Annotated in this window: 25 protein-coding genes, 1 tRNA gene and 1 pseudogene; 4 read left to right on the forward strand and 23 right to left on the reverse strand. The window is 63.2% G+C overall.

Going from position 1 to position 25,631, the window contains the following annotated elements; all coding sequences use genetic code 11:
* Positions 1 to 89 precede the first annotated feature (89 nt).
* From KIH07_RS18825 to selD, 3 genes are all read left to right on the forward strand, one after another.
* The gene (locus tag KIH07_RS18825) at positions 90 to 554 is read left to right on the forward strand and encodes a DUF4863 family protein (protein WP_226493425.1); all 465 of its coding nucleotides are present in this window, start codon (positions 90 to 92) and stop codon (positions 552 to 554) included.
* A 28-nt stretch (positions 555 to 582) separates the two neighbouring features.
* Positions 583 to 1,395 (forward strand): alpha/beta fold hydrolase, encoded by an 813-nt coding sequence (locus KIH07_RS18830; RefSeq protein ID WP_226493426.1) that lies wholly within the window; start codon positions 583 to 585, stop codon positions 1,393 to 1,395.
* Positions 1,396 to 1,500: 105 nt separating this feature from the next.
* Positions 1,501 to 3,786: a selenide, water dikinase SelD gene (gene selD / locus KIH07_RS18835; RefSeq protein WP_226493427.1), complete on the forward strand. Its 2,286-nt coding sequence runs from the start codon at positions 1,501 to 1,503 to the stop codon at positions 3,784 to 3,786.
* 9 nt (positions 3,787 to 3,795) lie between these two features.
* Here selD and KIH07_RS18840 read toward each other — a convergent pair whose 3' ends face one another.
* From KIH07_RS18840 to hemN, 17 genes and pseudogenes are all read right to left on the reverse strand, one after another.
* Positions 3,796 to 4,443, reverse strand: coding sequence for an ATP-binding cassette domain-containing protein (locus KIH07_RS18840; protein WP_226493428.1), 648 nt, complete (start codon positions 4,441 to 4,443; stop codon positions 3,796 to 3,798).
* Position 4,444: 1 nt separating this feature from the next.
* Positions 4,445 to 6,112, reverse strand: a complete 1,668-nt coding sequence (locus KIH07_RS18845) for an ABC transporter permease (RefSeq protein WP_226493429.1) — start codon at positions 6,110 to 6,112, stop codon at positions 4,445 to 4,447.
* Positions 6,085 to 7,260 (reverse strand): ABC transporter substrate-binding protein, encoded by a 1,176-nt coding sequence (locus KIH07_RS18850; protein ID WP_226493430.1) that lies wholly within the window; start codon positions 7,258 to 7,260, stop codon positions 6,085 to 6,087. The genes KIH07_RS18845 and KIH07_RS18850 overlap by 28 nt, the downstream gene beginning before the upstream one ends.
* Before the next feature lie 77 nt (positions 7,261 to 7,337).
* On the reverse strand, positions 7,338 to 7,826 hold the full coding sequence (locus tag KIH07_RS18855; RefSeq protein ID WP_226493431.1) for a hypothetical protein: 489 nt from the start codon (positions 7,824 to 7,826) through the stop codon (positions 7,338 to 7,340).
* Between the two features lie 90 nt (positions 7,827 to 7,916).
* Positions 7,917 to 7,993, reverse strand: a tRNA-Pro gene (locus tag KIH07_RS18860).
* Positions 7,994 to 8,028: 35 nt separating this feature from the next.
* A complete protein-coding gene (locus KIH07_RS18865; protein WP_226493432.1) occupies positions 8,029 to 8,505 on the reverse strand; it encodes a MerR family transcriptional regulator in 477 nt (158 codons plus the stop codon).
* A 195-nt stretch (positions 8,506 to 8,700) separates the two neighbouring features.
* Complete coding sequence (locus KIH07_RS18870) at positions 8,701 to 9,027, reverse strand: integration host factor subunit alpha (RefSeq protein WP_226493433.1); 327 nt, start codon at positions 9,025 to 9,027, stop codon at positions 8,701 to 8,703.
* Between the two features lie 25 nt (positions 9,028 to 9,052).
* Positions 9,053 to 11,488, reverse strand: coding sequence for a phenylalanine--tRNA ligase subunit beta (gene pheT / locus KIH07_RS18875; RefSeq protein ID WP_226493434.1), 2,436 nt, complete (start codon positions 11,486 to 11,488; stop codon positions 9,053 to 9,055).
* Between the two features lie 125 nt (positions 11,489 to 11,613).
* Positions 11,614 to 12,666 carry a phenylalanine--tRNA ligase subunit alpha gene (pheS, locus tag KIH07_RS18880; RefSeq protein WP_226493435.1) on the reverse strand — a complete coding sequence of 351 codons (1,053 nt, stop codon included), beginning with the start codon at positions 12,664 to 12,666 and terminating at the stop codon, positions 11,614 to 11,616.
* A gap of 125 nt (positions 12,667 to 12,791) precedes the next feature.
* On the reverse strand, positions 12,792 to 13,151 hold the full coding sequence (gene rplT, locus KIH07_RS18885) for a 50S ribosomal protein L20 (protein WP_068175536.1): 360 nt from the start codon (positions 13,149 to 13,151) through the stop codon (positions 12,792 to 12,794).
* 24 nt (positions 13,152 to 13,175) lie between these two features.
* The gene (gene rpmI / locus KIH07_RS18890) at positions 13,176 to 13,379 is read right to left on the reverse strand and encodes a 50S ribosomal protein L35 (RefSeq protein ID WP_066151481.1); all 204 of its coding nucleotides are present in this window, start codon (positions 13,377 to 13,379) and stop codon (positions 13,176 to 13,178) included.
* Positions 13,380 to 13,563: 184 nt separating this feature from the next.
* Positions 13,564 to 14,175: a translation initiation factor IF-3 gene (infC, locus tag KIH07_RS18895; protein ID WP_319004856.1), complete on the reverse strand. Its 612-nt coding sequence runs from the start codon at positions 14,173 to 14,175 to the stop codon at positions 13,564 to 13,566.
* A gap of 109 nt (positions 14,176 to 14,284) precedes the next feature.
* Positions 14,285 to 16,192 (reverse strand): threonine--tRNA ligase, encoded by a 1,908-nt coding sequence (thrS, locus tag KIH07_RS18900; protein ID WP_226493436.1) that lies wholly within the window; start codon positions 16,190 to 16,192, stop codon positions 14,285 to 14,287.
* 235 nt (positions 16,193 to 16,427) lie between these two features.
* Positions 16,428 to 17,759 (reverse strand): isocitrate lyase, encoded by a 1,332-nt coding sequence (gene aceA, locus KIH07_RS18905; protein ID WP_226493437.1) that lies wholly within the window; start codon positions 17,757 to 17,759, stop codon positions 16,428 to 16,430.
* Between the two features lie 379 nt (positions 17,760 to 18,138).
* A pseudogene (locus KIH07_RS18910) lies at positions 18,139 to 18,260 on the reverse strand (IS3 family transposase); the annotation flags it as partial.
* 173 nt (positions 18,261 to 18,433) lie between these two features.
* On the reverse strand, positions 18,434 to 19,093 hold the full coding sequence (locus KIH07_RS18915) for a sulfite exporter TauE/SafE family protein (protein ID WP_319004824.1): 660 nt from the start codon (positions 19,091 to 19,093) through the stop codon (positions 18,434 to 18,436).
* Between the two features lie 72 nt (positions 19,094 to 19,165).
* On the reverse strand, positions 19,166 to 20,545 hold the full coding sequence (hemN, locus tag KIH07_RS18920) for an oxygen-independent coproporphyrinogen III oxidase (RefSeq protein ID WP_226493439.1): 1,380 nt from the start codon (positions 20,543 to 20,545) through the stop codon (positions 19,166 to 19,168).
* A gap of 179 nt (positions 20,546 to 20,724) precedes the next feature.
* On the opposite strand from hemN, the gene fnr reads away from it, so the two are divergent.
* On the forward strand, positions 20,725 to 21,444 hold the full coding sequence (gene fnr / locus KIH07_RS18925) for a fumarate/nitrate reduction transcriptional regulator Fnr (protein ID WP_226493440.1): 720 nt from the start codon (positions 20,725 to 20,727) through the stop codon (positions 21,442 to 21,444).
* Between the two features lie 99 nt (positions 21,445 to 21,543).
* On the opposite strand, the gene KIH07_RS18930 is transcribed toward fnr, so the two are convergent.
* From KIH07_RS18930 to ccoO, 6 genes are all read right to left on the reverse strand, one after another.
* Positions 21,544 to 21,837, reverse strand: a complete 294-nt coding sequence (locus KIH07_RS18930) for a hypothetical protein (RefSeq protein WP_226493441.1) — start codon at positions 21,835 to 21,837, stop codon at positions 21,544 to 21,546.
* 77 nt (positions 21,838 to 21,914) lie between these two features.
* A complete protein-coding gene (locus KIH07_RS18935; RefSeq protein WP_226493442.1) occupies positions 21,915 to 22,211 on the reverse strand; it encodes a nitrogen fixation protein FixH in 297 nt (98 codons plus the stop codon).
* A gap of 42 nt (positions 22,212 to 22,253) precedes the next feature.
* Positions 22,254 to 23,720 (reverse strand): cytochrome c oxidase accessory protein CcoG, encoded by a 1,467-nt coding sequence (ccoG, locus tag KIH07_RS18940; protein WP_413465774.1) that lies wholly within the window; start codon positions 23,718 to 23,720, stop codon positions 22,254 to 22,256.
* A gap of 70 nt (positions 23,721 to 23,790) precedes the next feature.
* Entirely contained in the window at positions 23,791 to 24,699 is a 909-nt protein-coding gene (gene ccoP, locus KIH07_RS18945) for a cytochrome-c oxidase, cbb3-type subunit III (protein WP_226493443.1), read from the reverse strand.
* Positions 24,700 to 24,725: 26 nt separating this feature from the next.
* Positions 24,726 to 24,863, reverse strand: a complete 138-nt coding sequence (locus tag KIH07_RS18950; protein WP_226493444.1) for a cbb3-type cytochrome oxidase subunit 3 — start codon at positions 24,861 to 24,863, stop codon at positions 24,726 to 24,728.
* Between the two features lie 16 nt (positions 24,864 to 24,879).
* Positions 24,880 to 25,629: a cytochrome-c oxidase, cbb3-type subunit II gene (gene ccoO, locus KIH07_RS18955; RefSeq protein WP_226493445.1), complete on the reverse strand. Its 750-nt coding sequence runs from the start codon at positions 25,627 to 25,629 to the stop codon at positions 24,880 to 24,882.
* Positions 25,630 to 25,631: the final 2 nt, after the last annotated feature.

The raw sequence follows: 25,631 nt of genomic DNA on the forward strand, positions 1-25,631 counted from the left end.
TGCAACATACTGCTTGACAGATCATCACATTCCGCTAGTCTTGCCGAACTGCACAATAGTGCATACCCCATGACCACCAGGAGACTCCCGTGAACCCCGATGCATTCAAGACCCTGCTGCAAGACGTGACGCGACAGATCGGCGACCGTGCGCTCGACGCCCCGCTACAGGCGTGGCTCAACCATGAACTGGGCGCCGCCTCGCCCACCTACCGCGAACTCAAGGCCGCGTGCGAACAAGGGGTGGCCGAGGGCTGGCTCTGCCAGCGCGAAGGGGGCGGCCTCAGGTACGGACGGATCTTCAAACCCGACGACGCCCTGCACCGCTTTTCGGTGGACGTGGTGGACATGAACAGCCTCGCCGGCCCCCACCATGCGCACCCCCTGGGGGAAATCGATCTGATCATGCCGCTGGACGACACGGCCACCTTCGACGGTCGCGGCGCGGGCTGGCTGGTCTATGGCCCGGGCTCGGCGCACTCGCCCACCGTGGCCGGCGGTCGCGCCCTGGTCCTGTACCTGCTGCCCGAAGGCCGCATCGAATTCACCCAGTGAGCCGCCGTCCGCCGCGAAAAAGAACCCCATGAACACCACCACCGTTTGCCGCGTGGACTGGGCCGGCAGCGCCGTCGACATCGAAACCCGGTGGATGCCCGCCAGCACCGCCGACCGGCCCCTGCTGGTGTTCCTGCACGAGGGGCTGGGCTCGGTCAGCATGTGGCGAGACTACCCCGCCCGGCTCTGTCAGGCGCTGGACTGGCATGGCCTGGTCTATTCACGGCCCGGCTATGGCCGCTCGACCCCACGGCCCGCGGACCAGCACTGGCAGCCCGACTTTCTGGAGCGCCAGGCCAGTGAGGTGCTGCCGGCCTTGCTGCGCACACTCGGCGTGCACCAGACGTACCGCGAAGTCTGGTTGCTGGGCCACAGCGACGGCGGGTCGATCGCGCTGATCCACGCCGCGCGCCACCCCGAGTCGGTGCGGGGCCTGATCGTGGTGGCGCCCCACGTGATGGTGGAAGACATCTCCGTGCGCAGCATCCAGCAGGCGCGCGAGGCCTACCTCCAGACCGACCTGAAAGCCCGACTGGCCCGGCACCACCAGGACCCGGACTCGGCCTTCTGGGGCTGGAACGACGTCTGGCTGTCCCCGGCATTCCGCGGCTGGTCGATCGAAGACCTGCTGCCGCTCATCCGCTGCCCGGTGCTGGCGGTCCAGGGCAGCGCCGACGAATACGGCACGCTGGCCCAGATCGAGCGCATCGGCGCCCTGGCACCGCAGGCCACGACGCATGTCATGCCGGGTTGCGGCCATTCACCGCACCGCGACCGCCCCGACGAACTGACCCACGCCATCGAGGCCTTCGTGGCCCGGTGGCCCCGGCACGGGCGGTAAAGCACGGGAACGCCATCGACCTCCCGGTATTGGCCTTGGGCAGCCGGCTGCGGCGCGGCGTGCGCCCACCTATGATCGGCGGCAACAGCCCCGAACCGAGGTCCCATGCAAGCCCCCGAACAACCCATCCTGCGCGACCTGGTCCTCGTTGGCGGGGGCCACAGCCATGTGGTCGCCCTGCGCATGTTCGCCATGCGGCCCGAGCCGGGCCTGCGCATCACGCTGATCTGCACCGACATCGACACGCCCTACTCCGGCATGCTGCCCGGCCACATCTCGGGCCACTACAGCTTTGACGAGGTGCACATCGACCTGGGCCGCCTGGCGGCGTTTGCCGGGGCGCGCTTCATCCACGGTGAGGTGATCGGCCTGGACCGCGCCAACCAGCGCGTGTTGCTGCGCGACCGGCCGTCGATGCCCTACGACCTGCTGTCCATCAACACCGGCTCCACGCCCAAGCTGCGCCAGGTGGATGGCGCGCGGGCGAACACCGTGCCGGTCAAGCCCATCGCCCATTTCAACCAGCGCTGGCTGCAGTTGCTCGACCGCGTGCGCGAGTTGCACAGCCGCTTCACGATCGCCGTGGTGGGCGGTGGCGCGGGCGGCGTGGAGCTGGCGCTGTCCATGCAGTACCGGTTGCGCAACGAGCTGCAGAAGCTGGGCCGCAACCCCGAGCTGCTGCGTTTCGTGCTGCTCACCGCGAGCGACACCCTGCTGCCGACGCACAACCCCTCGGTGCGTGAGCGTTTCGCCCGCATCTTGCGCGAGCGCCATGTGGCGGTGCACACCCGCGCCGAGGTGACGCAGGTCTCGCCCGGCTGCCTGCACACGCAGGACGGCCGCACCTTCGATGCCGACGAAACCATGTGGGTCACCCAGGCCGGCGGGCCGACCTGGCTGCAAAGCACGGGCCTGGCGCTGGACGAGGACGGCTTCATCCAGGTCAATCCGCAACTGCAGGCCCCGGACGACCCGAAGATTTTTGCCGCGGGCGATGTGGCCTCGTTCACGGCCCGACCGCTGGAGAAGGCGGGAGTGTTCGCCGTGCGCATGGGCCCGCCGCTGGCGAAGAACCTGCGTCTCAGCCTGCGCGGCCAGCCCCTGGTGGCCTACCAACCCCAGCAACAATGGCTGGCGCTGATCTCCACCGGCGACCGCTACGCCGTGGCCTCGCGCGGCGCCCTGGGCTTCGCCGGCGCCTGGGTCTGGACCTGGAAGGACTGGATCGACCGCCGCTTCATGCGCAGGTTCACCGAGCTGCCGGCCATGGCGGACGCGGGCCCGGCAGCGGCCGCGCCCGCCAGCGGCCTGACGCTGAGCGCCGAAGAATCGCAGCAGGCCATCTCGGCCATCGCCATGCGCTGCGGCGGCTGCGGCGCCAAGGTGGGCGCCAGCATCCTGAGCCGCGCCCTGGGGCAGCTGCAACCGGTGCAGCGCGACGACGTGCTGATCGGCCTGCACGCGCCCGACGACGCTGCCGTGGTGCGCGTACCGCCCGGCAAGGCCATGGTGCACACCGTGGATTTCTTCCGCAGCTTCATCGACGACCCCTACCTGTTTGGCCAGATCGCGGCCAACCACGCGCTGGGCGACATCTTCGCCATGGGCGCCGAGCCGCAGTCCGCCACGGCCATCGCGACCGTGCCGCCGGGCCTGGAGGCCAAGGTGGAAGACCTGCTGCTGCAGATGATGACCGGCGCGGTCGAGGTGCTGAACGCCGCGGGCTGCAGCCTGGTCGGTGGGCACACCGGCGAAGGCCGAGAGCTGGCGCTGGGCTTCGCCATCAACGGCCTGATCGACGAGCAGATGGACGGCGTCATGCGCAAGGGCGGCATGCGGCCCGGCGACGTGCTGTTGCTCAGCAAACCCATCGGCACCGGCACCCTGTTCGCGGCCCACGCGAGGCACGCGGCCAAAGGCCGCTGGATCGCCGCCGCGCTGCAATCCATGGTGCTGTCCAACCAGGCCGGCGCGCAGATCCTGCGCGCGCACGGCGCCACCGCCTGCACCGACCTGACCGGCTTCGGCCTGCTCGGGCACCTGGTGGAAATGACGCGCCCCTCGGGCGTGGACGCCGAGCTGCAGTTGAGCGCCCTGCCCTTGCTCGACGGCGCGGTGGAATGCGTGGAGGCCGGCATCGTCAGCTCGCTGCAGCCGGCCAATGTGCGGCTGCGCCGCGCCTTGCGCAACGCCGAAGACTTCGTCAAAGACCCGCGTTACCCGCTGCTGTTCGACCCGCAGACGGCGGGCGGCCTGCTGGCCAGCGTGCCGGCCGATCAGGCCAGTGCCTGCATCCGCGCCCTGAAGGCGGCGGGCTATGCGCAGACGGCCGCCATCGGGCGCATCCGCGGCGCTTCCGACGCGCTGGAACCGGTGGTGCTGACCCCGTGATGGCGTGTGTCAGACCGGAGGCCCTTGCCATTGGTGGATGTCCAGCACCCGCCCACCGGGCGGCACGTCGTCCGGGTCGTGCGTGACCAGCAAGGTGGGGATGCGCTGGCGGGCGATCTGCTCGAACACGAAGCCCCGGAACTGCGCGCGCAGCTCGGCATCGAGTCGGGAGAACGGTTCGTCCAGCAGCAGCGCGCAGGGCTCGGCCAGCAAGGCGCGCATGAGGCTCACGCGGGCGCGCTGGCCGCCAGAGAGCGTGGCGGGATCGCGGTCGTGGAAGCCGTCCAGCCCGATCTCGCGCAGCGTCTGTTCCACCCGCGCGCGGCGTGCGGCGGCGCCCTTCCGCGCTGCGGGCAAGGCGAAGGCCAGGTTCTGGCCCACGCTCAGGTGCGGAAACAAGAGGTCGTCCTGGAACAGGATGCCGACACCCCGCGCTTCCACCGGCAGCTGGTCGCGCCGCTGACCGTCCAGCCACAGCTCACCGCTGGCCTGGAAGGCCGGGTCCAGATCGCCCACCAGCCAGTTGAGCAGCGTGGACTTGCCCGAGCCCGAAGCCCCGGTCACGGTCGCGATGGCGCCCCGCTCGACCTGCAGGTTCAGCCCCGCAATCAGCGCATTCGGGCCCTGGGTGATGGTGAGGTTCCGTATATCCAGCATGTCAACGAAGTCCTTTCCGAGCGCGGCCGGTCCAGTGTGACATCAGCGCCGCCAGGCCAAAGCCCAGCAGCGGCAGCGCGATCTGCAGCATCGCCTGCACGGCCAGCACGCGGCGGTTGCCGCCGGCGCTCAGGGCCACGGCCTCGGTGGTCACGGTCACAAAACGCCCGCCACCCGCGAACAGCGTCGGCAGGTACTGCGCCACGCTCACCGCAAAACCCACGGCCAGCGCGGCCAGCATGGGTTTCAACAGCATCGGCCACTTCACGCTCCAACAGGCCCTCAGCGGTGAATGTCCGAGCGCCCGAGCGGTGGTCATGAGGCGGCGGTCAAACGCGCGGTAGGGGCCGATCAGCGTAAGCACCATGTAGGGCAGCACCCACAGCAGGTGGCTCCACACCAGGCCGGCCGCGGTGCCGTCCACCTGCAGCCGCAACAGGGCCGCGTATTGCGCCGCCACCAGCGGCAGGGTGGGAATGATCAGCGGCACGTACAGCACGGCGTTGAACCGCTGCGGCCCCCACTCCAGCCAGAGCAGCGCCGCCGGCAGGCACAGCAGCACGGCAGCAGCACCGAGCCACAGCGTGGTCCAGAAAGGCGCCCAGTCGGCCTGCCGCCAGGTCTGCAGCGACAGCGATTCGGGCCACAGCGCGGGGAAAAACCAGCTCTCGGCCAGCGACCACACCAGCAGCACCGCCACCACCGCATAGCCGATCAGCAGCACGGGCACATGCAGTCCCACACGCGCCGGGCGGGGCGCAGGCCGGCGCTCGCCCGAGGGGTAGGCGGCGCGGCGCACGGTGTGGCGCCACAACCAGCGCGATGCACCAGCCCCGAGCAGGAACAGACCCAGCAACACCAGCGAGGCCGCGCCGCCTTTGGCCTGCATCGCGGCATCGGGGTCGATGAGCCATTGCCAGATCAGCACGGCCAGGGTGGGCGGAGTGCCCGGCCCCAGGATCACCGCCATGTCCACCACCGACAAGCCGTAGGCCCACACGGCGGCCAGCGGCCAGCCCAGGCGCGGCAGCAACTGCGGCCACAGCACCAAGTGCCAGACCTGCACCCGGCTGTAGCCCAGCGAGCGGGCCACGACCATGTGGCGCTGCACCTGCTGCTCACCCAGGACCGCGACCAGCACCCACAAGAGAAACCAGCTCTCCTTGATGCCCAGCGCCAGCGCCAGACTCAGGCCATAGGGGTCCTGCACCGTGATCCAGGCGGGCGGATCGGCCCAGCCCAGCCCCTGGGCCAGCGCGCGCGCCAGCCAGCCCGATGGCGAGAGCAGAAAAAACAGCCCCACCGCAAAGGCCGCGTGCGGCACCGACAGCAACAAGGGCATGCGCCGCTGCAGGTCGGCCCAGCGGCGGCCCGGGTAATACAGGGTGGCGAGCACGGCGGCCATCGCGGCGCCCAGCGCGGTCCCCAGCAAGGCCGAGAGCAAGCTGGCCTGCAAGGCCTGGGGCCATTGGGCGTCGGCCCACAGGGCCTGCCAGACGGCGGCGTCCAGCGCGGGCGCGAGCGCCCAGTACAGCCCGGGCAGCAGGGGCCCGAGGATCAGCGCCACCGGCAGGGCCGCCAGCCACACCGACGACCATCGCCGCCCGTGGCCCGGCGACCCAAGCGGTGCCAAGCGCCGGATCAGCGTGAGCCGTAGCGCTTGAGCCACTCCGCCTCCAGCGCCTCCACCCAGCTGGCGTGTGGCTCGGCGAGCGTGGGCACGGCCTCGGCCAGCGCACCGGGCGCGGTCTTGCGCATCGTGGCCTGCATCGCTGCGGGCAGTTTGGCCAGGTCGAGCACGCTGCGGTCGCCCCAGACCGCCACGTCGGCCTTGCGGGCCTGGGCTTCGGGCGAGAGCAGGAAGTTGGCCACCACCTGGGCGCCTGCGGGGGCCTTGGCGTTGACAGGGATGCCGACAAAATGCACGTTGCCGATGGTGCCGCCCGTGAAGCCGAAGCTGTAGGCCGAGGCCGGCAACTGGCGCGTGGTGATCAGGTTGGCCGCTTCGTTGGGGTTGAAGGTCAGCGAGAGCTTGAGCTCACCATCGGCCAGCATGCGGTGCATTTCAGCGGCGCTGGCCGGGAAGGTCTTGCCGCTGCGCCAGAGCTGCGGGTGCAGCTGGTCCAGATAGGCCCACAGCGGCGCCGTGGCCGAGGCGAAACCGGCGGCCGACACCGGCGCCTGCAGCAGCTGGCGGTCGGGCGCCAGCTCGATCAGCACCTGCTTGACGAAGGTGGTGCCGTGAAAGTCGGGCAGCTTGGGGTAGCTCACGCGGCCCGGGTTGGCTTTGGCAAACGCCAGCAGCTCGGCCGCCGAACGCGGCGGCGTGGGCGTCTTGGCCTTGTCGGCGATGAAGGTCAGCTGCGCCGTGCCCCAGGGCGCTTCAAAGCCATCGGTGGGCACCGAGAAGTCGCTGCGCACGGGCCTGTTCAGGTCCACCGCGCCCCAGTGGGGCAGGCTCTCGGCCCAGGGGCCGAACAGCAGACCGCCCTGCTTCAGGTTGCGGAAGTTTTCACCGTTGATCCACATCAGATCGACCGAGCCGTCCGTGCGGCGCCCGGCGGCCACCTCGGTCTGCACCCGCTTGACCACCTCGGCCGTGTCCGTCACCTTCACATGGCGCAGCTCCACACCGTAGCGGCCCTTGACCTGCTGCGCCACCCAGCCGATGTAGGCATTCGTCGCCTCGCTGCCGCCCCAGGCGTTGAAATACACCGTCTGCCCCTTGGCTTCGGCTTCGACCTTGGCCCAGTCGGCGTTCGCGGCAAAGGGGAGCGACAGGCTCAGCGCCAGGGTGGTGAGGGGCAGGCATTTCATGTGCAAAGACTCCAAAGAAGACAAGGATGTAAGCCCATGGTCGGGCGACGCCGCCAAAGCTTACAGCTTCGCCACGGTCATCCGGCCGTTGTTGCCAACAGGTCTTGCACCTCGTGGAAATCCGCCAGCATGCGTTCGATGCACCGCATGGACAGGCAGTCGTTCACCCGGTTCTGAACATGTTCGATCAGCGCGGTGAGGCCTGCGAGGGGGTCCGGTTCGTTAAGCAGTGGCGCCCGGTCTTGCGATAAAAGCAGCGGCAGCGCATGGATGGCAGCAAGGGCCCGCACGATGGGCTCCAGATGACCTGGCTCACAGGCGGTCGTGCCCAGGATTTCTTCAACCAGCAGGGCGCCCCGGGGCAAAAGGCCCGACGGGTTGACCACCCCCTCCAGCATCGGAACATGACCCGAAGCCGCGGCACGTCGGAAGCAGGCGCTTTGGTACCGGAGGTTGTCCAGAGCGGCCAGCTCCATCTGGCATTGTTTGGGAACGCGTGCCAGCAGACCGGTCCCCCGCAGGCGGACAGGCCAGTGGGCAAGCCCCTTGTCGGGCAAGGTCTCCATTGCGGGACAAGGCATGCCCCAGGGCCTCCACCTAGCAACCCACAAAGAAAAACGGGTTAGCCCATTTCTGAGCTAACCCGTTGATTTTAATGGTCGGCGTGGCGGGATTCGAACTCGCGACCCCTTGCACCCCATGCAAGTGCGCTACCAGGCTGCGCTACACGCCGACAAGCCTCAAATTATAGCCGGCAAAACACCGCTTTCAGCTCGCGTGGCGCAGAAGCTCTCGAATTTCCAGCAATTCGCGGCGCATATCGCGCAACAGCGTGCCCGATCCATTGATCGCTGGCGCCGTGACCGCGATATCGCTCTCCGCATCGGCGCCAAAAGTCGAGTCATCCACAGGGAACTGGGAATCCAGATCAAGTTCGATGACCTCGATGCCTTCGACTTCGTCCTGACGACGCTTGTCCCGCTCGGCCTGCACAAGCTCCTGCAGCTTGTTGCGCGCCCCACTGATGGTGAACCCCTGGTCGTACAAAAGTTCGCGGATCCTGCGAATCATGAGCACTTCATGGTGCTGGTAATAGCGGCGGTTGCCACGCCGTTTCATGGGCCGCAGCTGGGTGAATTCCTGCTCCCAATACCGCAGCACATGCGGCTTGACACCACACAACTCGCCCACTTCACCAATGGTGAAGTAGCGCTTTGCGGGAATGGGCGGGAGCGTTTTTTCCATGAAAATCAAGGCGGTACGGACCGAACCTTGAAATTTACTCTAACACAGTCGGGCCTGTCCTGGCAGATGAAAAATTCCATACAAACTGTTGCAAATGCCACGCTATCCCATAATTTAAAAAGCGACAACCCTTGAACAGATGAAAAAAAGCCCGGTGATCACTGGACCACCGGGCCGGTATGGGAAGCACCGAGATCAGCCGCCGACGATGGCAGTCTGTACCTGCTCCTTGAGCTTGGGGCTGGCGTGGAAGGTGACCACGCGGCGCGCCTCGATGGCCACCGGTTCACCGGTTCGCGGGTTGCGCCCGGGTCGGGGGGCCTTGGTCCTGATCTGAAAATTGCCGAAACCCGAGATCTTCACATCGGTGCCATTGACGAGGCTGTCGGTGACGAGATCAAAAAAAGCATCGATCATGTCTTTGGACTCTCGCTTGTTCAGACCAATTTGGTCAAACAGCAATTCGGCGAGCTGCGCTTTGGTCAATGCCGGCGTTTCCAGGCTTTCAACGGCGAGTTCCATGCGATGAACCTCCATTTTTTTGTGATCAGGCACGCAGCCTGGCTGCGACGCGCTGCCCCAGTGATTCGAGCACCGCTTTGATGGCAGCGTCGATGTCCTCGTCGGTCAGTGTAGCGTCGTCCCGATTGAGCACCAATCGCATGGCGAGGCTTTTTTCGTCGGCTGCCAGCGCACCGGGAGTGCTCGCATCGGCGCCGACCTGCTTCTTGGGCCGGTACACATCGAACAGCATCACATCGCGCAGCCAGGGATTGGCGGGCGCACGAATGGCATCGACCACCGCCGCGTGGGTAACGGACTCCTTGACCACGATGGCAAGGTCGCGCTCCACCGCCTGATGGCGGCTCACCCCCTGGTAAGCCGGCACATCGCGTGCCAGCACGGCGTTGAGGTCGAGCTCAAACATCACCGGCGCCTGAGCCAACTCATAGGCCTGCCGCCATTTGGGGTGCAGCTCGCCCACATGGCCAATACAAGACCCAGCCAGCCAGACACTGGCGCAACGACCGGGGTGCATGGCGGGATGTTCGGCCGCCCTGAATTCGACCGACCTGGGTGCGAGCAGCGCCTGCACGTCCCCTTTGGCGTCAAAGAAGTCCACCGCGCGTGCGGGCGAGCCCCACTGCAGGACGTCCACCGCACCGAAGCACAGTCCGGCCACGCGCATCGGTTGATCGAACCCGGCCACACTCGTGTCGCTGTCGGTCACCGACGCATCCTTGCGGAACACGCGACCCACCTCGAACAGGCGCACGCGGTCGGCACGGCGGTCCAAATTGAACTTGAGCGCGGCCACCAAGCTGCCGAGCAATGAGGAGCGCATCACGCTCATCTGGCTGGCGATGGGGTTGAGCAGACGGATCGGATCGGCGTTACCCGCCAGTTCCGACTCCCAGCGCTCTTCGACAAAGCTGAAATTGATGGTCTCCTGATAGCCCAGCTGCGCCAAGGCGCGGCGGACCGCAAACGGACCACGGCGCGCTTCGGTCCGGACCTTGGCGGTGATGGGTGCCTGTGGCGGTGTGTCGGGCAGTTCGTTGTAGCCCACGACACGCGCCACCTCTTCAATCAGGTCTTCTTCGATCTGCAGATCAAAGCGATAGGCCGGTGGTGTCACGGTGAGGGTGCCATCACCCTCCGCCACAGGCAATCCCAGACGCCGCAAAGCAGCTGCGCATTGCGCCTGCGTCAGTGGCATGCCGATCACCTTGACCGCGCGCGCCACACGCAAGGTCACCGGCGTGGCCTGCGGCAGATGGATCACCTGGTCATCCAGCACCGCCGCCTGCCCGCCACAAATCTCCAGCACGAGCTGCGTGATGCGCTCGACATGCTCCACCGTGGTCGAGGGGTCCACACCGCGCTCGAACCGGTGTCCGGCATCGGTGGAGAAGTTGTACCGCCGCGAACGCCCGGCAATCGCCTTGGGCCACCAGAAAGCGGCTTCGATGAAGATGTTTTGCGTGTCGTCGGACACGGCGGTGGCGTCGCCGCCCATGATGCCGGCCAGCGACTCGACCCGATGGTCGTCCGCGATCACACCCACGTCGGCGTTCACCGTGATGGTGTTGCCGTTGAGCAGCTTGAGCTGCTCGCCCTCGCGACCCCAACGCACCTGCAGGCCGCCGTGAATCTTGTCGAGGTCGAAAATGTGCGAAGGGCGGCCCAGCTCGAACATCACGTAATTGGAAATGTCCACCAGCGGCGAGATGCTGCGCTGACCGCAGCGCGCCAGTCGCTCGACCATCCAGGCCGGGGTCTGCGCTTTCGTGTTCACACCGCGCACAATGCGGCCGCTGAAGCGCCCACACAGGTCGGGCGCCTGCACGCTCACCGGCAGGCGGTCCGGTATCTGTACAGCGGCCTTGGGAAACTCGGACGGCAGCAACGGCGTATCGGTCAGGGCCGACACCTCACGCGCGATGCCGTACACACTCAGGCAGTGGGCCAGATTGGGCGTGAGCTTGAGCGTGAACAGCATGTCATCCAGGCCCAGCTGTTCGCGGATATTGCGACCGACCACAGCGTCGTCGCCCAGTTCCAGCAGACCGTTGCTCTCTTCGGAGATTTGCAACTCTTTGGCCGAGCACAGCATGCCCTGGCTTTCAACGCCGCGCAACTTGCCCAGCTTGATGGCAAAAGGCTTGCCGTCTTCACCGGGCGGCAACAGCGCACCCACGGTGGCACACGGCACCTTGATGCCGGCGCGCGCGTTCGGGGCACCGCAGACGATGTTCAGCGGAGCACCCTGCCCCACATCCACCTGACACACGCGCAGGCGATCGGCGTTGGGGTGTTGTTCGGCGCTCAGGATCTGGCCCACCACCACGCCGGTGAAAGCGGGCGCGAACGGGCGAAGTTCTTCGACCTCCAGACCGGCCATGGTCAGGGTGTCGGCCAGTTGCTGGCTGGTCAGGGGTGGGTTGCAGAAGGCGCGCAGCCAGGATTCGGGAAATTGCATGAAACGACTCAGTACGTGGGCACAGCAAGGGCTTCGACCGGGAACACCGCAGAACCGGCTTTGCCGGGCTGCTGGTGTTGCCCCCTGAAGGGGGTGACGCGAAGCGGCGCGGGGGTGTTCATGGTCTAACGGAATTGCGAGAGGAAGCGGATATCGCCGTCGAAGAACAGGCGCAGGTCGTTCACGCCATAGCGCAGCATGGTCAGGCGGTCCGGCCCCATGCCGAAGGCAAAGCCGATATAGCGTTCAGGGTCCAGTCCCATGTTGCGCACCACGTTCGGGTGCACTTGACCCGATCCGGCCACTTCGAGCCAGCGCCCGGCCAGTGGACCACTCTGGAACTGGATGTCGATTTCAGCGCTGGGTTCGGTAAAGGGGAAGAAGCTGGGACGGAACCGCAGCACCAGATCGTGGCTTTCAAAGAAGGTCCGACAAAAATCGGTGAAGACGTACTTCAGGTCCTTGAAGCTCACGTTTTCGCCAATCCACAGACCTTCACACTGATGGAACATGGGCGAATGCGTGGCGTCGCTGTCCACACGGTAGGTGCGGCCCGGCGCGATCACGCGAATCTCGGGCATGCCCTGACCTGCGTCCAGCGCGGCGCGGTGGCGCTTGACATGTTGCACCGCATGGCGGATCTGCATCGGACTGGTGTGGGTGCGCAGCAGGTTGGGGGCCTTCTCACTGCCGCCTTCAACGTAGAAGGTGTCGTGCATGGAACGCGCCGGGTGGTCCTCGGGCGTGTTCAGTGCAGTGAAATTGAACCAGTCGGACTCGATCTCAGGGCCTTCGGCGACGTCGAACCCCATCGATGAGAAAATCGCCTCGATCCGCTCCAGCGTCAGGCTGACCGGGTGCAGGCCACCCTGTCCACGCTGACGGCCGGGCAACGTCACGTCCAACGCCTCGGCCTTGAGCTGGGCCTGGAGTTCCGCGTCAGCGAGCGCTTGGCGACGCGCGGTGAGCGCGGCTTCGATCGCCTGCTTGGCCTGGTTGATGGCAGCTCCGCGGGTCTTTTTTTCGTCCACCGACAAAGCGGCCATGCCCTTCATCAGCTCGGTGATGCGACCCGACTTGCCCAGGAACTGGGCCTTGGCATTTTCCAGGTCGGCAGGGGTGACGGCCTGCGCAAAGCCAACACGTGCGCTATCGACCAGTGCGTCCAACTCGTTCATGTGTGTTTACAGGTTTGCAAAACAAAAAAGGGGTTGAGCGCTGCGAGGGAAATCCCTCAAGCCTCAACCCCTTTGAGCGACAGGGGAAACCGCCGCCGGAAAGGCGACGGTCATCCCATCGTGAATCAAGCGGCCAGCTTGGCTTTGACTTGCTCCACGATGCTGCCAAAGGCAGCCGGGTCGTTCACGGCCAGATCGGCCAGGACCTTGCGGTCGATTTCGATGGAAGCCTTTTTCAGGCCATTGGCGAACTGGCTGTACGTCAGGCCGCAAGCACGGGCACCGGCGTTGATACGCGCGATCCAGAGCTGACGGAAGACGCGCTTCTTGTTGCGGCGATCACGGTAGGCGTACTGCCCAGCCTTCATCACCGCCTGTTTGGCGATGCGAAAGACGTTACCGCGGCGACCGCGAAAACCCTTGGCAAGGGCGAGAACTTTTTTGTGGCGGGCGCGTGCCGTTACACCACGTTTGACGCGAGGCATGAGTGACTCCTTGTTCGTCGTTGATCAAATACCCATGCCGGGCAGCATCTGTGCCATGTGACCCATATTGGTCTCATGAACAGTCACCGCACCACGCAGATGGCGCTTGTTCTTGGTGGTCTTCTTGGTCAGGATGTGACGTTTGAAGGCTTGACCGCGCTTGACGGTGCCACCGGGACGAACGCGGAATCGCTTCTTCGCGCTGCTCTTGGTCTTCATTTTGGGCATATTCATGCTCCTTTTCATTTGTGCTCGTGAGGCGCCGCGAACCTTCCGCAGACTTGTTGGCCCCGAGCCACTTTTATGAAAAGCCTTGCGGCTTCTCGTTCGGCAACCGGTTTTTCAACCAGTGCCTCGAACCGGCAGGAGACTACCCTGCCCGTCCAATCCTTGTCACAACAGCCGCACTACCTCAGGCTGTCGGCTGCTCAGCGCTTTGCGCCGCCGTCGCCTCAGTCGCCTTGGCAGCACCGCCGGCCTTCTTGCGACCTGGCGCGATCATCATGATCATCTGACGACCTTCGAGCTTGGGAAACTGTTCCACCACGATCGAATCGGCCAACTCATCGCGTATGCGATTGAGCAACGCCAGCCCCAGATCCTGGTGCGTGATTTCACGACCACGGAAGCGCAACGTGATCTTGCACTTGTCACCTTCATCGAGAAAACGCCGGATATTGCGCATCTTGATGTTGTAGTCGCCATCATCGGTCCCAGGACGGAACTTAATCTCCTTGATCTCGATAACCGTCTGCTTGGCCTTCGCCTCAGCCGCCTTCTTCTGCTCCTGGTACTTGAACTTGCCGTAGTCCATCAGGCGACACACCGGAGGATTGGCCGTGGCCGCAATTTCGACCAGATCCACATCCAGCTCACCAGCCATGCGCAGCGCTTCCTGCAGACTGACAATGCCCAGCGGCTCGTTCTCCGGCCCGTTGAGGCGAACCTCGGGGGCCATGATTTCACGATTCAGTCGGTGCGCGCGCTCCTCGCGCTGGCGGCGGTCACGAAAATTGGTAGCTATGGTAGGTTCCTTTGCGTGGGCAGATCAAACAGATGGGCAACCTATTGGCAGCCCCAGTGCGTCCGCATTGTGTGCTGCAGCCGCAGGGGCATCAACCGGGTGTTTGAATTCAAACCTTGGATGAAATGTCTGCCGTGATAAGTCTGGAAAAGTCTTCCAGCGGCATGACCCCGAGGTCTTTGTTACCTCGCGCCCGCACAGCCACGGCACCAGCCGCCTTCTCTTTGTCGCCCACGACAAGGATGTAAGGGAGCTTTTGCAACGCGTGCTCCCGTATTTTATACGTTATTTTCTCGTTGCGGAGGTCGATCGTGACCCTAAGCCCTTGATTCTGCAGTGATTCCGCGATTTCGCGACAGTATTCGGCCTGCGCATCGGTGATATTGAGCACGGCCACCTGCACCGGCGCCAGCCATGTCGGCAGCGCACCCGCGTGCTCCTCGATCAATATCCCGATGAAACGCTCCAGGCTGCCGACGATGGCGCGGTGCAACATCACCGGTCGTTGACGGCTGCCATCCTCCGCCACGTACTCGGCGTCCAGCCGCTCCGGCATGGAGAAATCCACCTGCATCGTGCCACACTGCCATTGACGCCCGATCGCATCCTTGAGCGTGTACTCGATCTTCGGACCATAGAACGCACCTTCGCCCGGGGACAACTCGAACTCACAACCCGAAGCACGCAGACTCTCGACGAGCGCATGTTCGGCCTTGTCCCATATCTCGTCGCTGCCAATGCGCGCATCGGGCCGCGTGGCAACCTTGTAGATGATGTTCTTGAAGCCAAAGTCGGCATACACCTTCTGCAGCAGCGCGGTGTATGCAACGCATTCGCCCAGAATCTGGTCCTCGGTACAGAAGATATGGCCATCGTCCTGCGTAAAGCCACGCACGCGCATGATGCCGTGCAGACCGCCACTGGGCTCATTGCGGTGACACTGACCAAATTCTCCGTACCGCAAAGGCAGATCCCGATAGCTCTTGATGCCCTGCTTGTAGATCAGAATGTGGCCCGGGCAGTTCATGGGCTTGAGGGCATAGTCGCGCTTTTCACTCTCCGTGGTGAACATGTTGTCGCGATACTTGTCCCAATGACCGGTCTTCTCCCAGAGACCTTTGTCCAGAATTTGCGGACCCTTGACCTCCTGGTATCCGTTGTTGCGGTAGACGCGGCGCATGTACTGCTCCACCTCCTGCCACAGCGTCCACCCCTTGGGGTGCCAGAACACCAACCCGGGCGCGTGTTCGTCAATGTGAAACAGATCGAGCTCACGCCCGAGCTTGCGGTGGTCGCGCTTCTCCGCCTCTTCGAGCATGGTCAGGTGCTGCTGCAGTTCATCCTTGGTCGCCCAGGCCGTGCCGTAGATGCGCTGCAGCATTTCGTTGCGGTGATCACCACGCCAGTAGGCGCCCGCCACCTTCATGAGTTTGAAATGTTTGAGCTTGCCGGTACTGGGCACGTGCGGGCCGCGGCACAGGTCTTCGAACGCACCTTCGCGGTAGAGCGACACATCCTCGTTGCTGGGAATGCTGGCAATGATCTCGGCCTTGTAGTGCTCACCCAAGCCTTTGAAGTACGCCACCGCCTCGTCGCGCGGCAGCACTCGACGCACCACCGGTTCGTCCTTGGCGGCCAGCTCGGCCATGCGCTTCTCGATCGCCACCAAGTCGTCGGGCGTGAAAGGCCGCTTATAGGAGAAATCGTAGAAGAACCCGTGTTCGATCACCGGGCCAATGGTGACCTGGGCATCCGGAAACAGCTCCTTGACGGCATAGGCCAGCAAGTGGGCGGTGGAGTGGCGAATCACCTCCAGACCGTCTGCGTCTTTGGCCGTCACGATGGACAGCGAGCTGTCCTGCGTGATCTGAAAACTGGTATCGACCACCTTGCCATCGATCTTTCCCGCCAGAGCGGCCTTGGCCAAACCGGCACCGATCGAGGCGGCAACCTCGGCCACGGTGACCGGGCCAGAAAACTCGCGTTGTGAGCCGTCAGGGAGCGTGATGTGCAACATGGGTGTCCAGAAACAAAAAAGCGCGGCAAGGGCCGCGCTGGAGTGGAGAGAAAGAAAAGAGAATCGGGCAGGCGCGAACTGCTGGCCTTAAAGGGCCTGGAGAAGCTTCTCCTGAGTTCGCGGTGTCATAACCAGATTGCCTTTCTCGCTCTTGCTGATTCGAAGAGCTTGAATTTTCCCACAAAAAAGCCCGGGACAGGCCCGGGCTTCGTCTCCTCACCGCTCGGGGGCGCTTTTAGTGGAACTGCTCTTCTTCGGTCGAGCCGGTCAAGGCTTTCACGGAAGACGAACCGCCTTGGATCACCGTGGTGACGTCGTCAAAGTAGCCCGCGCCGACTTCCTGCTGGTGCGACACGAAGGTGTAGCCCTTCTCGCGCGCGGCGAACTCAGGCTCCTGCACCATCTCCGTGTAGTGCTTCATGCCTTCGCCACGGGCATAGGCATGGGCGAATTGGAAGGTGTTGAACCAGTTGATGTGGATACCGGCCAGCGTGATGAACTGGTACTTGTAGCCCAGCGCAGCCAGATCCTCCTGGAAGGAGGCAATCTGCTTGTCGTCCAGGTTCTTCTTCCAGTTGAAGGACGGCGAGCAGTTGTAGGACAACAGCTTGCCAGGGCAGGCGCCTTGCACGGCCTGGGCGAACTCGCGGGCAAAGCCGATGTCGGGCACGCCGGTTTCGCACCACACCAGATCGGCGTAGGGAGCGTAGGCAATGCCGCGGCTGATGGCCTGCTCCAGGCCGTTCTTGACGCGGTAGAAGCCTTCTTGCGTGCGCTCGCCGGTCAGGAAGGGCTTGTCGTTGGCATCGTGGTCGCTGGTGATCAGGTTGGCGGCTTCGGCATCGGTACGGGCCAGCACAATGGTGGACACCCCCATCACGTCGGCGGCGAAGCGCGCGGCGATCAGCTTTTCGCAGGCTTCCTGCGTGGGCACGAGCACCTTGCCACCCATGTGGCCGCACTTCTTCACAGCGGCCAGCTGGTCCTCAAAGTGCACGCCGGCGGCACCGGCGGCGATCATGTTCTTCATCAGTTCGAAGGCGTTGAGCACACCACCAAAACCAGCCTCGGCATCCGCCACGATGGGCAAGAAGTAGTCGATGAACTCAGGGCTGCCCGGCTCAATGCCACGGCCCCACTGGATCTCGTCGGCGCGCTTGAAGGTGTTGTTGATGCGGCGGACCATGGTGGGCACCGAGTCGTAGGCGTAGAGCGACTGGTCGGGGTACATGGTTTCGCTGGTATTGCCATCGGCGGCGACTTGCCAGCCCGACAGGTACACGGCCTCCAGACCCGCCTTGGCCTGCTGCATGGCCTGACCGGCGGAGATGGCGCCAAAGGCGTTGACGTAGCCCTTCTTGGCGCCGCCGTTGACCTTGTCCCACAGCTTCTCGGCGCCACGCTTGGCCAGCGTGTGCTCTACCTGCATGCTGCCGCGCAGACGCACGACGTCCGCTGCGGAATAGCCACGCTTCACGCCCTTCCAGCGGGGGTTGGTTGCCCAGTCCTTTTCCAGGGCGTCGATCTGCTGCTGACGGCTCAGTTGCTCGTTGAGGGATTGGGGCATGTGTTCACTCCATGAGGTTGATTGAAAGGGGTCGGCGGGTGCGTTCGAGAACGCGATGCCGGTGAAGAGACTTTAAGTCTTATAGAAGACTTTGAAAAGCTCTTATGTCTTATATAAGACAAATATTTTTCTTTTTAAATTCAACAACTTTCTATCATAATTTCTCAATGCGAAAACATTTCTCTCGTATTGAGAAAATTTCTTGCGGCGCACCATTTCATGATTTCATATAGAGAAAATTGATTCTCTCATCCTGAGATGGTCAGAGTCCCTTCTTCTTTCTTTCAGGGTTCTGCTCTTGACAGGACATCGGATCCCTCTGCCCCCTGCGCGACCTCTTCCGCACGCAACAAGCATCGGCGTGTTCCAAGCATGACGTGAGACGCTCGCGCTCGCCGCCGGTCAAGCCATCGCGCAGGCCGGCATCGATCTCTCCGCGCTTGCCCCATTCGAGCAAGTCCGCGACACGCAGCCAATATGGGCGGCCATCGATTCGACGGCCTCGCGGGCGGGTGTATTTACGTCATGCCCCATCAGCAATGATGGCCATTGCCGTGCCGTTCACGGGGGAACCACTGACTACATCACAGAAAATTGCGTTTGCCATCGCGCCCGACTCGGCCCGGTGTTGGCAACGCTTCCAGAACGATGAACTTAAGCGACCTGAAACAAAGTCAAGCGCACCACAGCCCTGTCGGATGCGTGATGCCCATCCACAGCGCCCAGCCAGACGTGGCCGCCAGCGCCAATCCAGCCAAACGGATTCCCCATGCGCCCGAGCGGCCACCACGCAGACGCAGCAGCAACCACGGTGCAGCGGTCAGCGAGACAGAGGTTCCAAGGGAGAACAGCGCCATGATGGCCGCGCCCTCCAGCGCATTGGCCGAGAGCGACGCCACCAACAGCGCCGAATACAACAGGCCACAAGGCATGAGTGCCCAGGCAACGCCCAGCACCACCGGAGCACGCTGCCCCAATGTGGTCAGTACGGGCCTGGCTTTGCGCCAGACGGTTTGCCCCAGATTTTCGATCCATGCCGGCTGGCGCGCCTGCCAGATCAGCACGGCCCCCAGCACCAACGCCCCGACATGAAACATGGTCCAGACCGGACGTATGGCGGTGGTATTCGTGCCCAACCATGCCAGCCCTTGCACCGAGCCGGCGGCAAAGGCACCGAACAAGGCATAGCCGACCATGCGACTGAGCTGGAACGTCCACAAGGCGCGCGTGCTCCGCTCACCAGCGGCACGACCGATGCCTGCGCAGGCCGCGCCACACATGGCGACGCAGTGGGGCCCGCCGGCCAGGCCCATGAAAAGGGCCGTGATCGCCATTGAAGTCTGCATGAGGGCACTGTAGCGCAGTCGGCAGCCCAGGGTGCTTCGGGCTTCGAGTCAAACAAGCGATCAGATGATCTTGGAGAAACGTGCCCGGTCCTGGTCCACCTGCAGGTTCTTGTCGAACACCATGGCAATGGCCCGCACCAAGAACCAGCCCGTGGCCGTCACCTGCACACCACTGTCGTCGATGGTGACCAGCCCATGTTCGGCCAACCCGGCCAGCGCCTCCAGTTCGCGTGCGAAATAGGTCTTGAAATCGATCAGGTGTCCAAGTTCGATCGATTCGTATTGGAGCTGTCCCTGGCACATGATGGACATGATCACCGACCGGCGCAGCAGATCATCGCGGGTCAAGGCCAACCCACGCACGATCGGCAGTCGCCCCTGATCGAGCGCGTCGTAATACTCCTCCAGCGTCTTGGCGTTTTGGCTGTAGGTGGCACCAATGCGACCGATGGCCGAAACACCCAGCGCGATCAGGTCACAGTCTGGCTGGGTGCTGTAACCCTGGAAGTTTCGGTGCAAGCGCCCCTGCCGCTTGGCCACGGCCAGCGCATCGGTCGGCAAGGCAAAGTGATCCATGCCAACATAAACGTATCCAGCGCCCATCAGCGCATCGAGCGAGGCCGACAGCATGGACAGCTTGTCACCGCCGCTGGGAAGCTCCGCAGAGATGATGCGTCGCTGAGGCTTGAAACGCGAGGGCAGATGCGCATAGGCGTAGAGCGCAATGCGATCCGGGCGCAGGGCATTGACTTGCGCCAGCGTGCGGGAGAACGACTCGGGCGTCTGCAGAGGCAGGCCGTAAATCAGATCGACATTGACCGACTCAAACCCGATCTTGCGCGCCGTGTCCACCAGCGCGAACACCTGCTCGGCCGGCTGTACGCGGTGGACCGCCTTTTGCACAGCGGGGTCAAAGTCCTGCACGCCAAAGCTCAGGCGGTTGAAACCCAGTCTGGCCAGGGTCTGCAGGCGCTGGTCGGTGACGGTTCGGGGATCGACCTCGATCGAGTATTCGCCGCCTGGCACCAGTGTGAAGTTTCGCCGGATCATGGCCATGAGGTCTTCGAGTTCGGCGTCCGAGAGGAAAGTGGGTGTGCCGCCCCCCAGGTGCAACTGCGAAACACTGTGCCCCTGACCGAAATGCTGGACCTGAAGATCGACTTCACGCGACAGGTAGCGCAGATACTCGGCGGCGCGCTCATGGTGCTTGGTGATGACCTTGTTGCAGGCGCAGTAATAACAAACCGACTCGCAGAACGGGATGTGCACGTAGAGAGACAGGGGCAACGCCATCGACCCGGCCCGGCGTTGCTCCAGCGCCTGGACATAGTCCTGCTCGGTGAAGGCCTCAACGAAACGATCAGCGGTCGGATAAGAGGTGTAACGCGGTCCGGGGACGTCGAATCGCTTGAGCAATTCGTTGGAAATGGCATGACTCACAAACAATTCTCCAGTTCTTCAGCTTTACTGTGCATCATGCACAGGGCTAGCCCCTTGATCTTGATCAAGCCCACCCGTCATACTCGGGTTGACCCTGAGTTCCCGTCTCTGGAAACCGATGCTCGCTCGACAGGCTGCGGAACCATGGGGTAAGCTCGGGCTGCAATTCCGGGAAAAATATGGACGTTCATAGCATCAAAGTCGCCTGTTCAAGCTGCAACCTGCGCGAGTTGTGCTTACCCATGGGATTGAATTCCGAAGAGATGGACAAGCTCGACAGCGTGATTTCTTCGCGACGCAGGATCAAGCGCGGAGCGGCGCTGTTCAACACCGGTGACAAATTCACCTCGTTGTATGCGGTTCGTTCAGGTTTCTTCAAGACCTGTGTGACCACGGCTGACGGCCGGGACCAGGTCACGGGCTTCCAGATGACAGGCGAAATCATTGGTCTGGACGGCATCGTCAGTGACCACCATTCCTGCGATGCGATTGCGCTGGAGGACGCCGAGGTCTGCGTCATGCCGTTTGACGATGTCGAGCAGCTGTCGAGAGAGTTCACAACCCTGCAGCACCATGTGCACAAGATCATGAGCCGTGAGATCGTGCGCGATCACAGCGTCATGTTGTTGTTGGGCAGCATGAGGGCGGAAGAGCGGCTGGCCGCCTTCCTGCTCAATCTGGTACAGCGCCTGCATGCCCGAGGCTTCTCGCAGTCGGAGCTGATTCTTCGCATGACCCGGGAAGAAATCGGGAGCTACCTCGGCATGAAGCTTGAGACGGTGAGCCGCACGTTCTCGAAGTTCGTCGAGGAAGGCACGATCGAGGTCAAGCAACGCTACGTTCACATCAAGAACACCGACGCGCTCAAACAGATCGTCAACCCACAGTCCTGTCGCTGAACTCAGGCAGCGGCTTCTGGCCCGCATCCGACACACCCCAAAAATCAAGCCCCGCCGAGACTGCTCGGGCGGGGCTTGATTTTTGAGCAACAAACTGCTTCAGGAACACGAACCGTTCTTGGCGCAGTCGCGAGGTCGCTCCTCCAGCGGAACGGGGCAACGGTTGACCTCGAACGGGGACATGGACAAAAGCGCCGTGAGTGAGCTCGACACCATGGTCACCACCCAGAAAACAAAGAAGGCCATTGTGTAGACAGCCTGTCTGGACATCTCGAGTGGTTGCCCGAACCAGTGCAGATCACTGGGATCGACCATGGCAAACACGATCATCTCCAGTACGGCGGCCACCAGAAAAGCCGGCCATGCAATCCACATCCATCGCTGAGCCCACATTGTTTTGTCTCCTTGGGTTCCGTCGCTGACTCGGGAGTTGTCGTGATGCGCCTCACGAAGATCTAATCATCACACACCTATTCGTCGGTTGGAACCACCGGCGAGGCCGCATGATTGCGCGCCTGGTGGGCGGGCTGCAGCTGGATCAGCGCGTCAATGCGGGCCTGCCCTTGCAGCGACCGCGCGGCCTGGAGATTGCGCTCGTAGTCTTCCTTGTCGAGCACAGGATCGGCGCCCTTCACCGCAATGACTGCGGTGATGATGCTCGCGACCACCACCAGCAATGGTCCCCCCACCACCAGCCACATGTGTGGAACGCGCCACCAGGAGACAGAAGGCTTAGGGTCCGGATTTTTGAGGGTTGCGGTATTCATTGAAGACTCCAGAGTGGTCGGTGGATGGGCGACGTCCGCATTTCAGCGCGGGATAAGAAAGGCTGCTTTTTCGGTTACCTGGGATGCCTCATCCCCTGTGGACCGGATCTCGAAGTGGATCGGGTGGGACCCGCTGGGTGCCGTATCGGGTGGCACCTGCACCCGCAGCACCGCAGACCGGACTTCCGTGGGCAACACTTCAATCTCGGCTTCCGACGCGATGGTGATGCCCTGCAACCCCGACACGCTGATCACGTAGCGCTGCGTGCTTTCGGTCGCATTCATGACCTGCAGCCTGAACACGTTTTCGATGCGCCCCTGCTCCACCATGCGAGCCAGCACGCCGCGATCACGAATGACGTCGACCTTGAGGGGGGTGCGCAAGAAGAGGCTGATCATCACGGCGAGGGTGATGGTCAGCAGAATGCCGGAATACACCAAGACCCTTGGGCGCATCGCGCGGCGGATCATCTGCTGGGTGCTCCACCCTTGCGCCATGCCATTTTGCGTGGAGTATTTGATAAGGCCACGTGGATAGCCCACCTTGTCCATCACCTCATCGCAGACATCGATGCAAGCCCCGCAACCGATGCACTCGTATTGCAGACCTTTTCGAATGTCGATCCCGGTGGGACAGACCTGCACACACAAGGTGCAATCCACACACGCACCCAGGCCCAGGGCTTTCGGGTCCGCCTTCTTGGAACGCGGTCCACGCGGCTCACCACGTTTCTCGTCGTAAGTGACGATCATCGTGTCCTTGTCGAACATCGCGCTCTGGAAGCGCGCATAGGGGCACATGTACTTGCAGACCTGTTCGCGCATGAAGCCGGCATTGCCATAGGTGGCAAACCCGTAGAAGAAGATCCAGAAGGTTTGCCAAGGGCCGAGGGACGCCGCCAGGGACAGCGAGGTCAGCTCACGAATCGGCGTGAAGTAGCCCACGAACGTGAAGCCGGTCCAAAGGGCAAACAAGATCCAGAGCGCATGCTTGATCCACTTCTTGCTGAACTTGGCGGCCGACAGGGGCGACTGGTCGAGCCGCATGCGCGCGGACCGGTCACCTTCGACCTTTTTCTCGATCCACAGGAATATCTCTGTGTAGACCGTCTGTGGACAGGCGTAGCCGCACCACAGGCGCCCTGCCACGGCCGTGAACAGGAACAGTGCCAGCGCCGAAATGACCAACAGCCCCGTGAGGTAGATGAAGTCCTGCGGGTAGAGCACCAGGCCGAAAATGTAAAAGCGGCGCGCTTCGAGATCGAAGAGCACCGCTTGACGCGCATTCCACTCCAGCCAGGGCAAGCCGTAAAACACGATCTGCGTGATCCAGACCGCAATCCACCGCCATTTGGAAAACAGACCAGCGACCGAGCGCGGGTAAATTTTCTGGCGAGAAGCGTACAGAGAAACCATCACCTCGTCGCCGGCAGCATCTCCTTGCGATGGTTCCGGGGTGATGGGAATGATCGGTTTGCTGCTGCTGACGTCTGGCGTGGCGGAAGTCACGAGGAACCCGTGGTTGGTGAAAGAAAAAAGGCTGCGCGGTCAAAGCGACCACACAGCCTCCTCGGTTGCCTTAATTGGCGGGCTTGTTCGACATGCCCCAGACGTAGGACGCGAGCACGTTGATCTGCGCTTCGTTCAGCAAGGCCGACTGCCCGGGCATCTGGTTGGTGAATCCATTGTTCACAGCGCGGATGATGGCTTCTTCACCCCAGCCATGCAGCCACGTACCATCGGTCAGGTTGGCAGCACCCACCGCCGCCATCCCTTTGCCATCCATGCCGTGGCAGGCCGCACAGGCAGCGAACTTTTCTTTGCCCTGGGAGGCTCGCACGGAGTCGTGCGGACTGCCAGACAGGCTCAGCACGTAGTTCGCCACGTTGCGCACGTCTTCAGCACTGCCCACGGCAGCAGCCATCGGGGGCATGACACCGATACGGCCCTGAGCAATCGTCTTTTTGATGATCGCATGGTCACCACCGCCCAGCCAGTCACCGTCGGTCAGGTTGGGAAAGCCCTTGGCTCCACGGGCATCAGAACCATGGCACTGGGCACAGTAGTTCATGAACAGACGCTCACCAATGGCCATGGCTTGCGCATCGCCAGCGATCTGCTCCGGGGTCATGCCGTTGAATTTGGCGTATATCGGGGCGATGGCCGCCTCCACCTTTGCAACCTCGGAGGTGTGCTGCCCCTGCGAACTCCAGCCCAGTACACCCTGGAACTTGCCAAACATGGGATACAGCGCGCCGTAGGCCAGCGCGAAGAGCACCGTGATGATGAACAGATAGACCCACCACCTGGGCAGCGGGTTGTTCATTTCCGCCAGATCGCCGTCCCAGACGTGACCGGTGGTGTTGTCGGCATGGGTGTTCGCCTTCGTGGTGCCACTGATCCAAAGCAGGATCAGGCAGGCGATGATGCTGACCAGTGTCAACCCGCCCACGTAGAGGTGCCAGAAATCACTTGTAAAGTCGCTCATGATGTTTCTCTTGTTGGTGCCGCGGTTTAGTCGTCAGTGAAGGGCAGTTGGGCTGCCTCGTCAAAGCTGGCCTGGTTGCGTTTGGACCAGGCCCATACCACGATGCCCACGAAGGTCAGCAAACTGACCACCGTGACGATGCTGCGCAGATCGTTGATGTCCATGGTGGGCCTTCCGCGGTTATTGCTTGGTACCAGTCGCCGCGGCGGGCGCTGGCTCAACAGCCGGAGCGGTAGGCGCTGCAGCCTCGGCCGCCGGAGTCACATCAGCAGCAGCGGGTGCCGGAGCCGCCTCGGCAGCCGGGCGGCTGGCGCTGCGAGCGGTGCCCAGCACCTGCAGATAGGCGATCACGGCTTCCATCTGGGTCTTACCCTTCACAGCTTCGACCGACTGTGCGATCTCTTCGTCGGTGTAAGGCGCGCCGAGCGTACGCAGCACTTCCATGCGCTTGGGCATGACGTCCGCATTCACCGCTTTCTCGCCAAGGAATGCGTACGCGGGCATGTTCGATTCAGGCACCACATCGCGTGGGTTGGTCAGGTGGGTGCGATGCCATTCATCGCTGTAGCGGCCACCCACACGGTGCAGATCAGGACCCGTGCGCTTGGAACCCCACTGGAACGGACGGTCGTAAACAAATTCGCCAGCCACCGAGTAAGGGCCATAACGCAACGTCTCGGCCTGGAACGGACGAATCATCTGCGAGTGGCAGTTGTAGCAACCTTCGCTCACATAGACATCACGACCGGCCAGCTGCAGTGCGCTGTAGGGCTTGAGGCCTTCGATCGGTGTGGTGGTGGACTTCTGGAAGAACAGGGGCACGATTTCAACCAGACCACCCACAGCCACCACGAGCGTGATCAACACGATCATGAGGAAGTTGTTGGTCTCGATCCGTCCGTGGCCTTCGACTTTTTCGTTGTTTGCCATGT

This window comes from Hydrogenophaga taeniospiralis (genome assembly GCF_020510445.1).
In the GTDB taxonomy this organism is placed as follows: domain Bacteria; phylum Pseudomonadota; class Gammaproteobacteria; order Burkholderiales; family Burkholderiaceae_C; genus Hydrogenophaga.

What these genes read in the sequence shown, in the direction of transcription:
- KIH07_RS18830 (WP_226493426.1), top strand. Translation starts at nt 583, where the DNA reads ATGAACACCACCACCGTTTGCCGCGTGGACTGGGCCGGCAGCGCCGTC.
- selD (WP_226493427.1), top strand. Translation starts at nt 1,501, where the DNA reads ATGCAAGCCCCCGAACAACCCATCCTGCGCGACCTGGTCCTCGTTGGC.
- KIH07_RS18840 (WP_226493428.1), bottom strand. Translation starts at nt 4,443, where the DNA reads ATGCTGGATATACGGAACCTCACCATCACCCAGGGCCCGAATGCGCTG.
- KIH07_RS18850 (WP_226493430.1), bottom strand. Translation starts at nt 7,260, where the DNA reads ATGAAATGCCTGCCCCTCACCACCCTGGCGCTGAGCCTGTCGCTCCCC.
- KIH07_RS18855 (WP_226493431.1), bottom strand. Translation starts at nt 7,826, where the DNA reads ATGGAGACCTTGCCCGACAAGGGGCTTGCCCACTGGCCTGTCCGCCTG.
- KIH07_RS18865 (WP_226493432.1), bottom strand. Translation starts at nt 8,505, where the DNA reads ATGGAAAAAACGCTCCCGCCCATTCCCGCAAAGCGCTACTTCACCATT.
- KIH07_RS18870 (WP_226493433.1), bottom strand. Translation starts at nt 9,027, where the DNA reads ATGGAACTCGCCGTTGAAAGCCTGGAAACGCCGGCATTGACCAAAGCG.
- pheT (WP_226493434.1), bottom strand. Translation starts at nt 11,488, where the DNA reads ATGCAATTTCCCGAATCCTGGCTGCGCGCCTTCTGCAACCCACCCCTG.
- pheS (WP_226493435.1), bottom strand. Translation starts at nt 12,666, where the DNA reads ATGAACGAGTTGGACGCACTGGTCGATAGCGCACGTGTTGGCTTTGCG.
- rplT (WP_068175536.1), bottom strand. Translation starts at nt 13,151, where the DNA reads ATGCCTCGCGTCAAACGTGGTGTAACGGCACGCGCCCGCCACAAAAAA.
- rpmI (WP_066151481.1), bottom strand. Translation starts at nt 13,379, where the DNA reads ATGCCCAAAATGAAGACCAAGAGCAGCGCGAAGAAGCGATTCCGCGTT.
- thrS (WP_226493436.1), bottom strand. Translation starts at nt 16,192, where the DNA reads ATGTTGCACATCACGCTCCCTGACGGCTCACAACGCGAGTTTTCTGGC.
- aceA (WP_226493437.1), bottom strand. Translation starts at nt 17,759, where the DNA reads ATGCCCCAATCCCTCAACGAGCAACTGAGCCGTCAGCAGCAGATCGAC.
- KIH07_RS18915 (WP_319004824.1), bottom strand. Translation starts at nt 19,093, where the DNA reads ATGGCGATCACGGCCCTTTTCATGGGCCTGGCCGGCGGGCCCCACTGC.
- fnr (WP_226493440.1), top strand. Translation starts at nt 20,725, where the DNA reads ATGGACGTTCATAGCATCAAAGTCGCCTGTTCAAGCTGCAACCTGCGC.
- KIH07_RS18930 (WP_226493441.1), bottom strand. Translation starts at nt 21,837, where the DNA reads ATGTGGGCTCAGCGATGGATGTGGATTGCATGGCCGGCTTTTCTGGTG.
- KIH07_RS18935 (WP_226493442.1), bottom strand. Translation starts at nt 22,211, where the DNA reads ATGAATACCGCAACCCTCAAAAATCCGGACCCTAAGCCTTCTGTCTCC.
- ccoP (WP_226493443.1), bottom strand. Translation starts at nt 24,699, where the DNA reads ATGAGCGACTTTACAAGTGATTTCTGGCACCTCTACGTGGGCGGGTTG.
- KIH07_RS18950 (WP_226493444.1), bottom strand. Translation starts at nt 24,863, where the DNA reads ATGGACATCAACGATCTGCGCAGCATCGTCACGGTGGTCAGTTTGCTG.
- ccoO (WP_226493445.1), bottom strand. Translation starts at nt 25,629, where the DNA reads ATGGCAAACAACGAAAAAGTCGAAGGCCACGGACGGATCGAGACCAAC.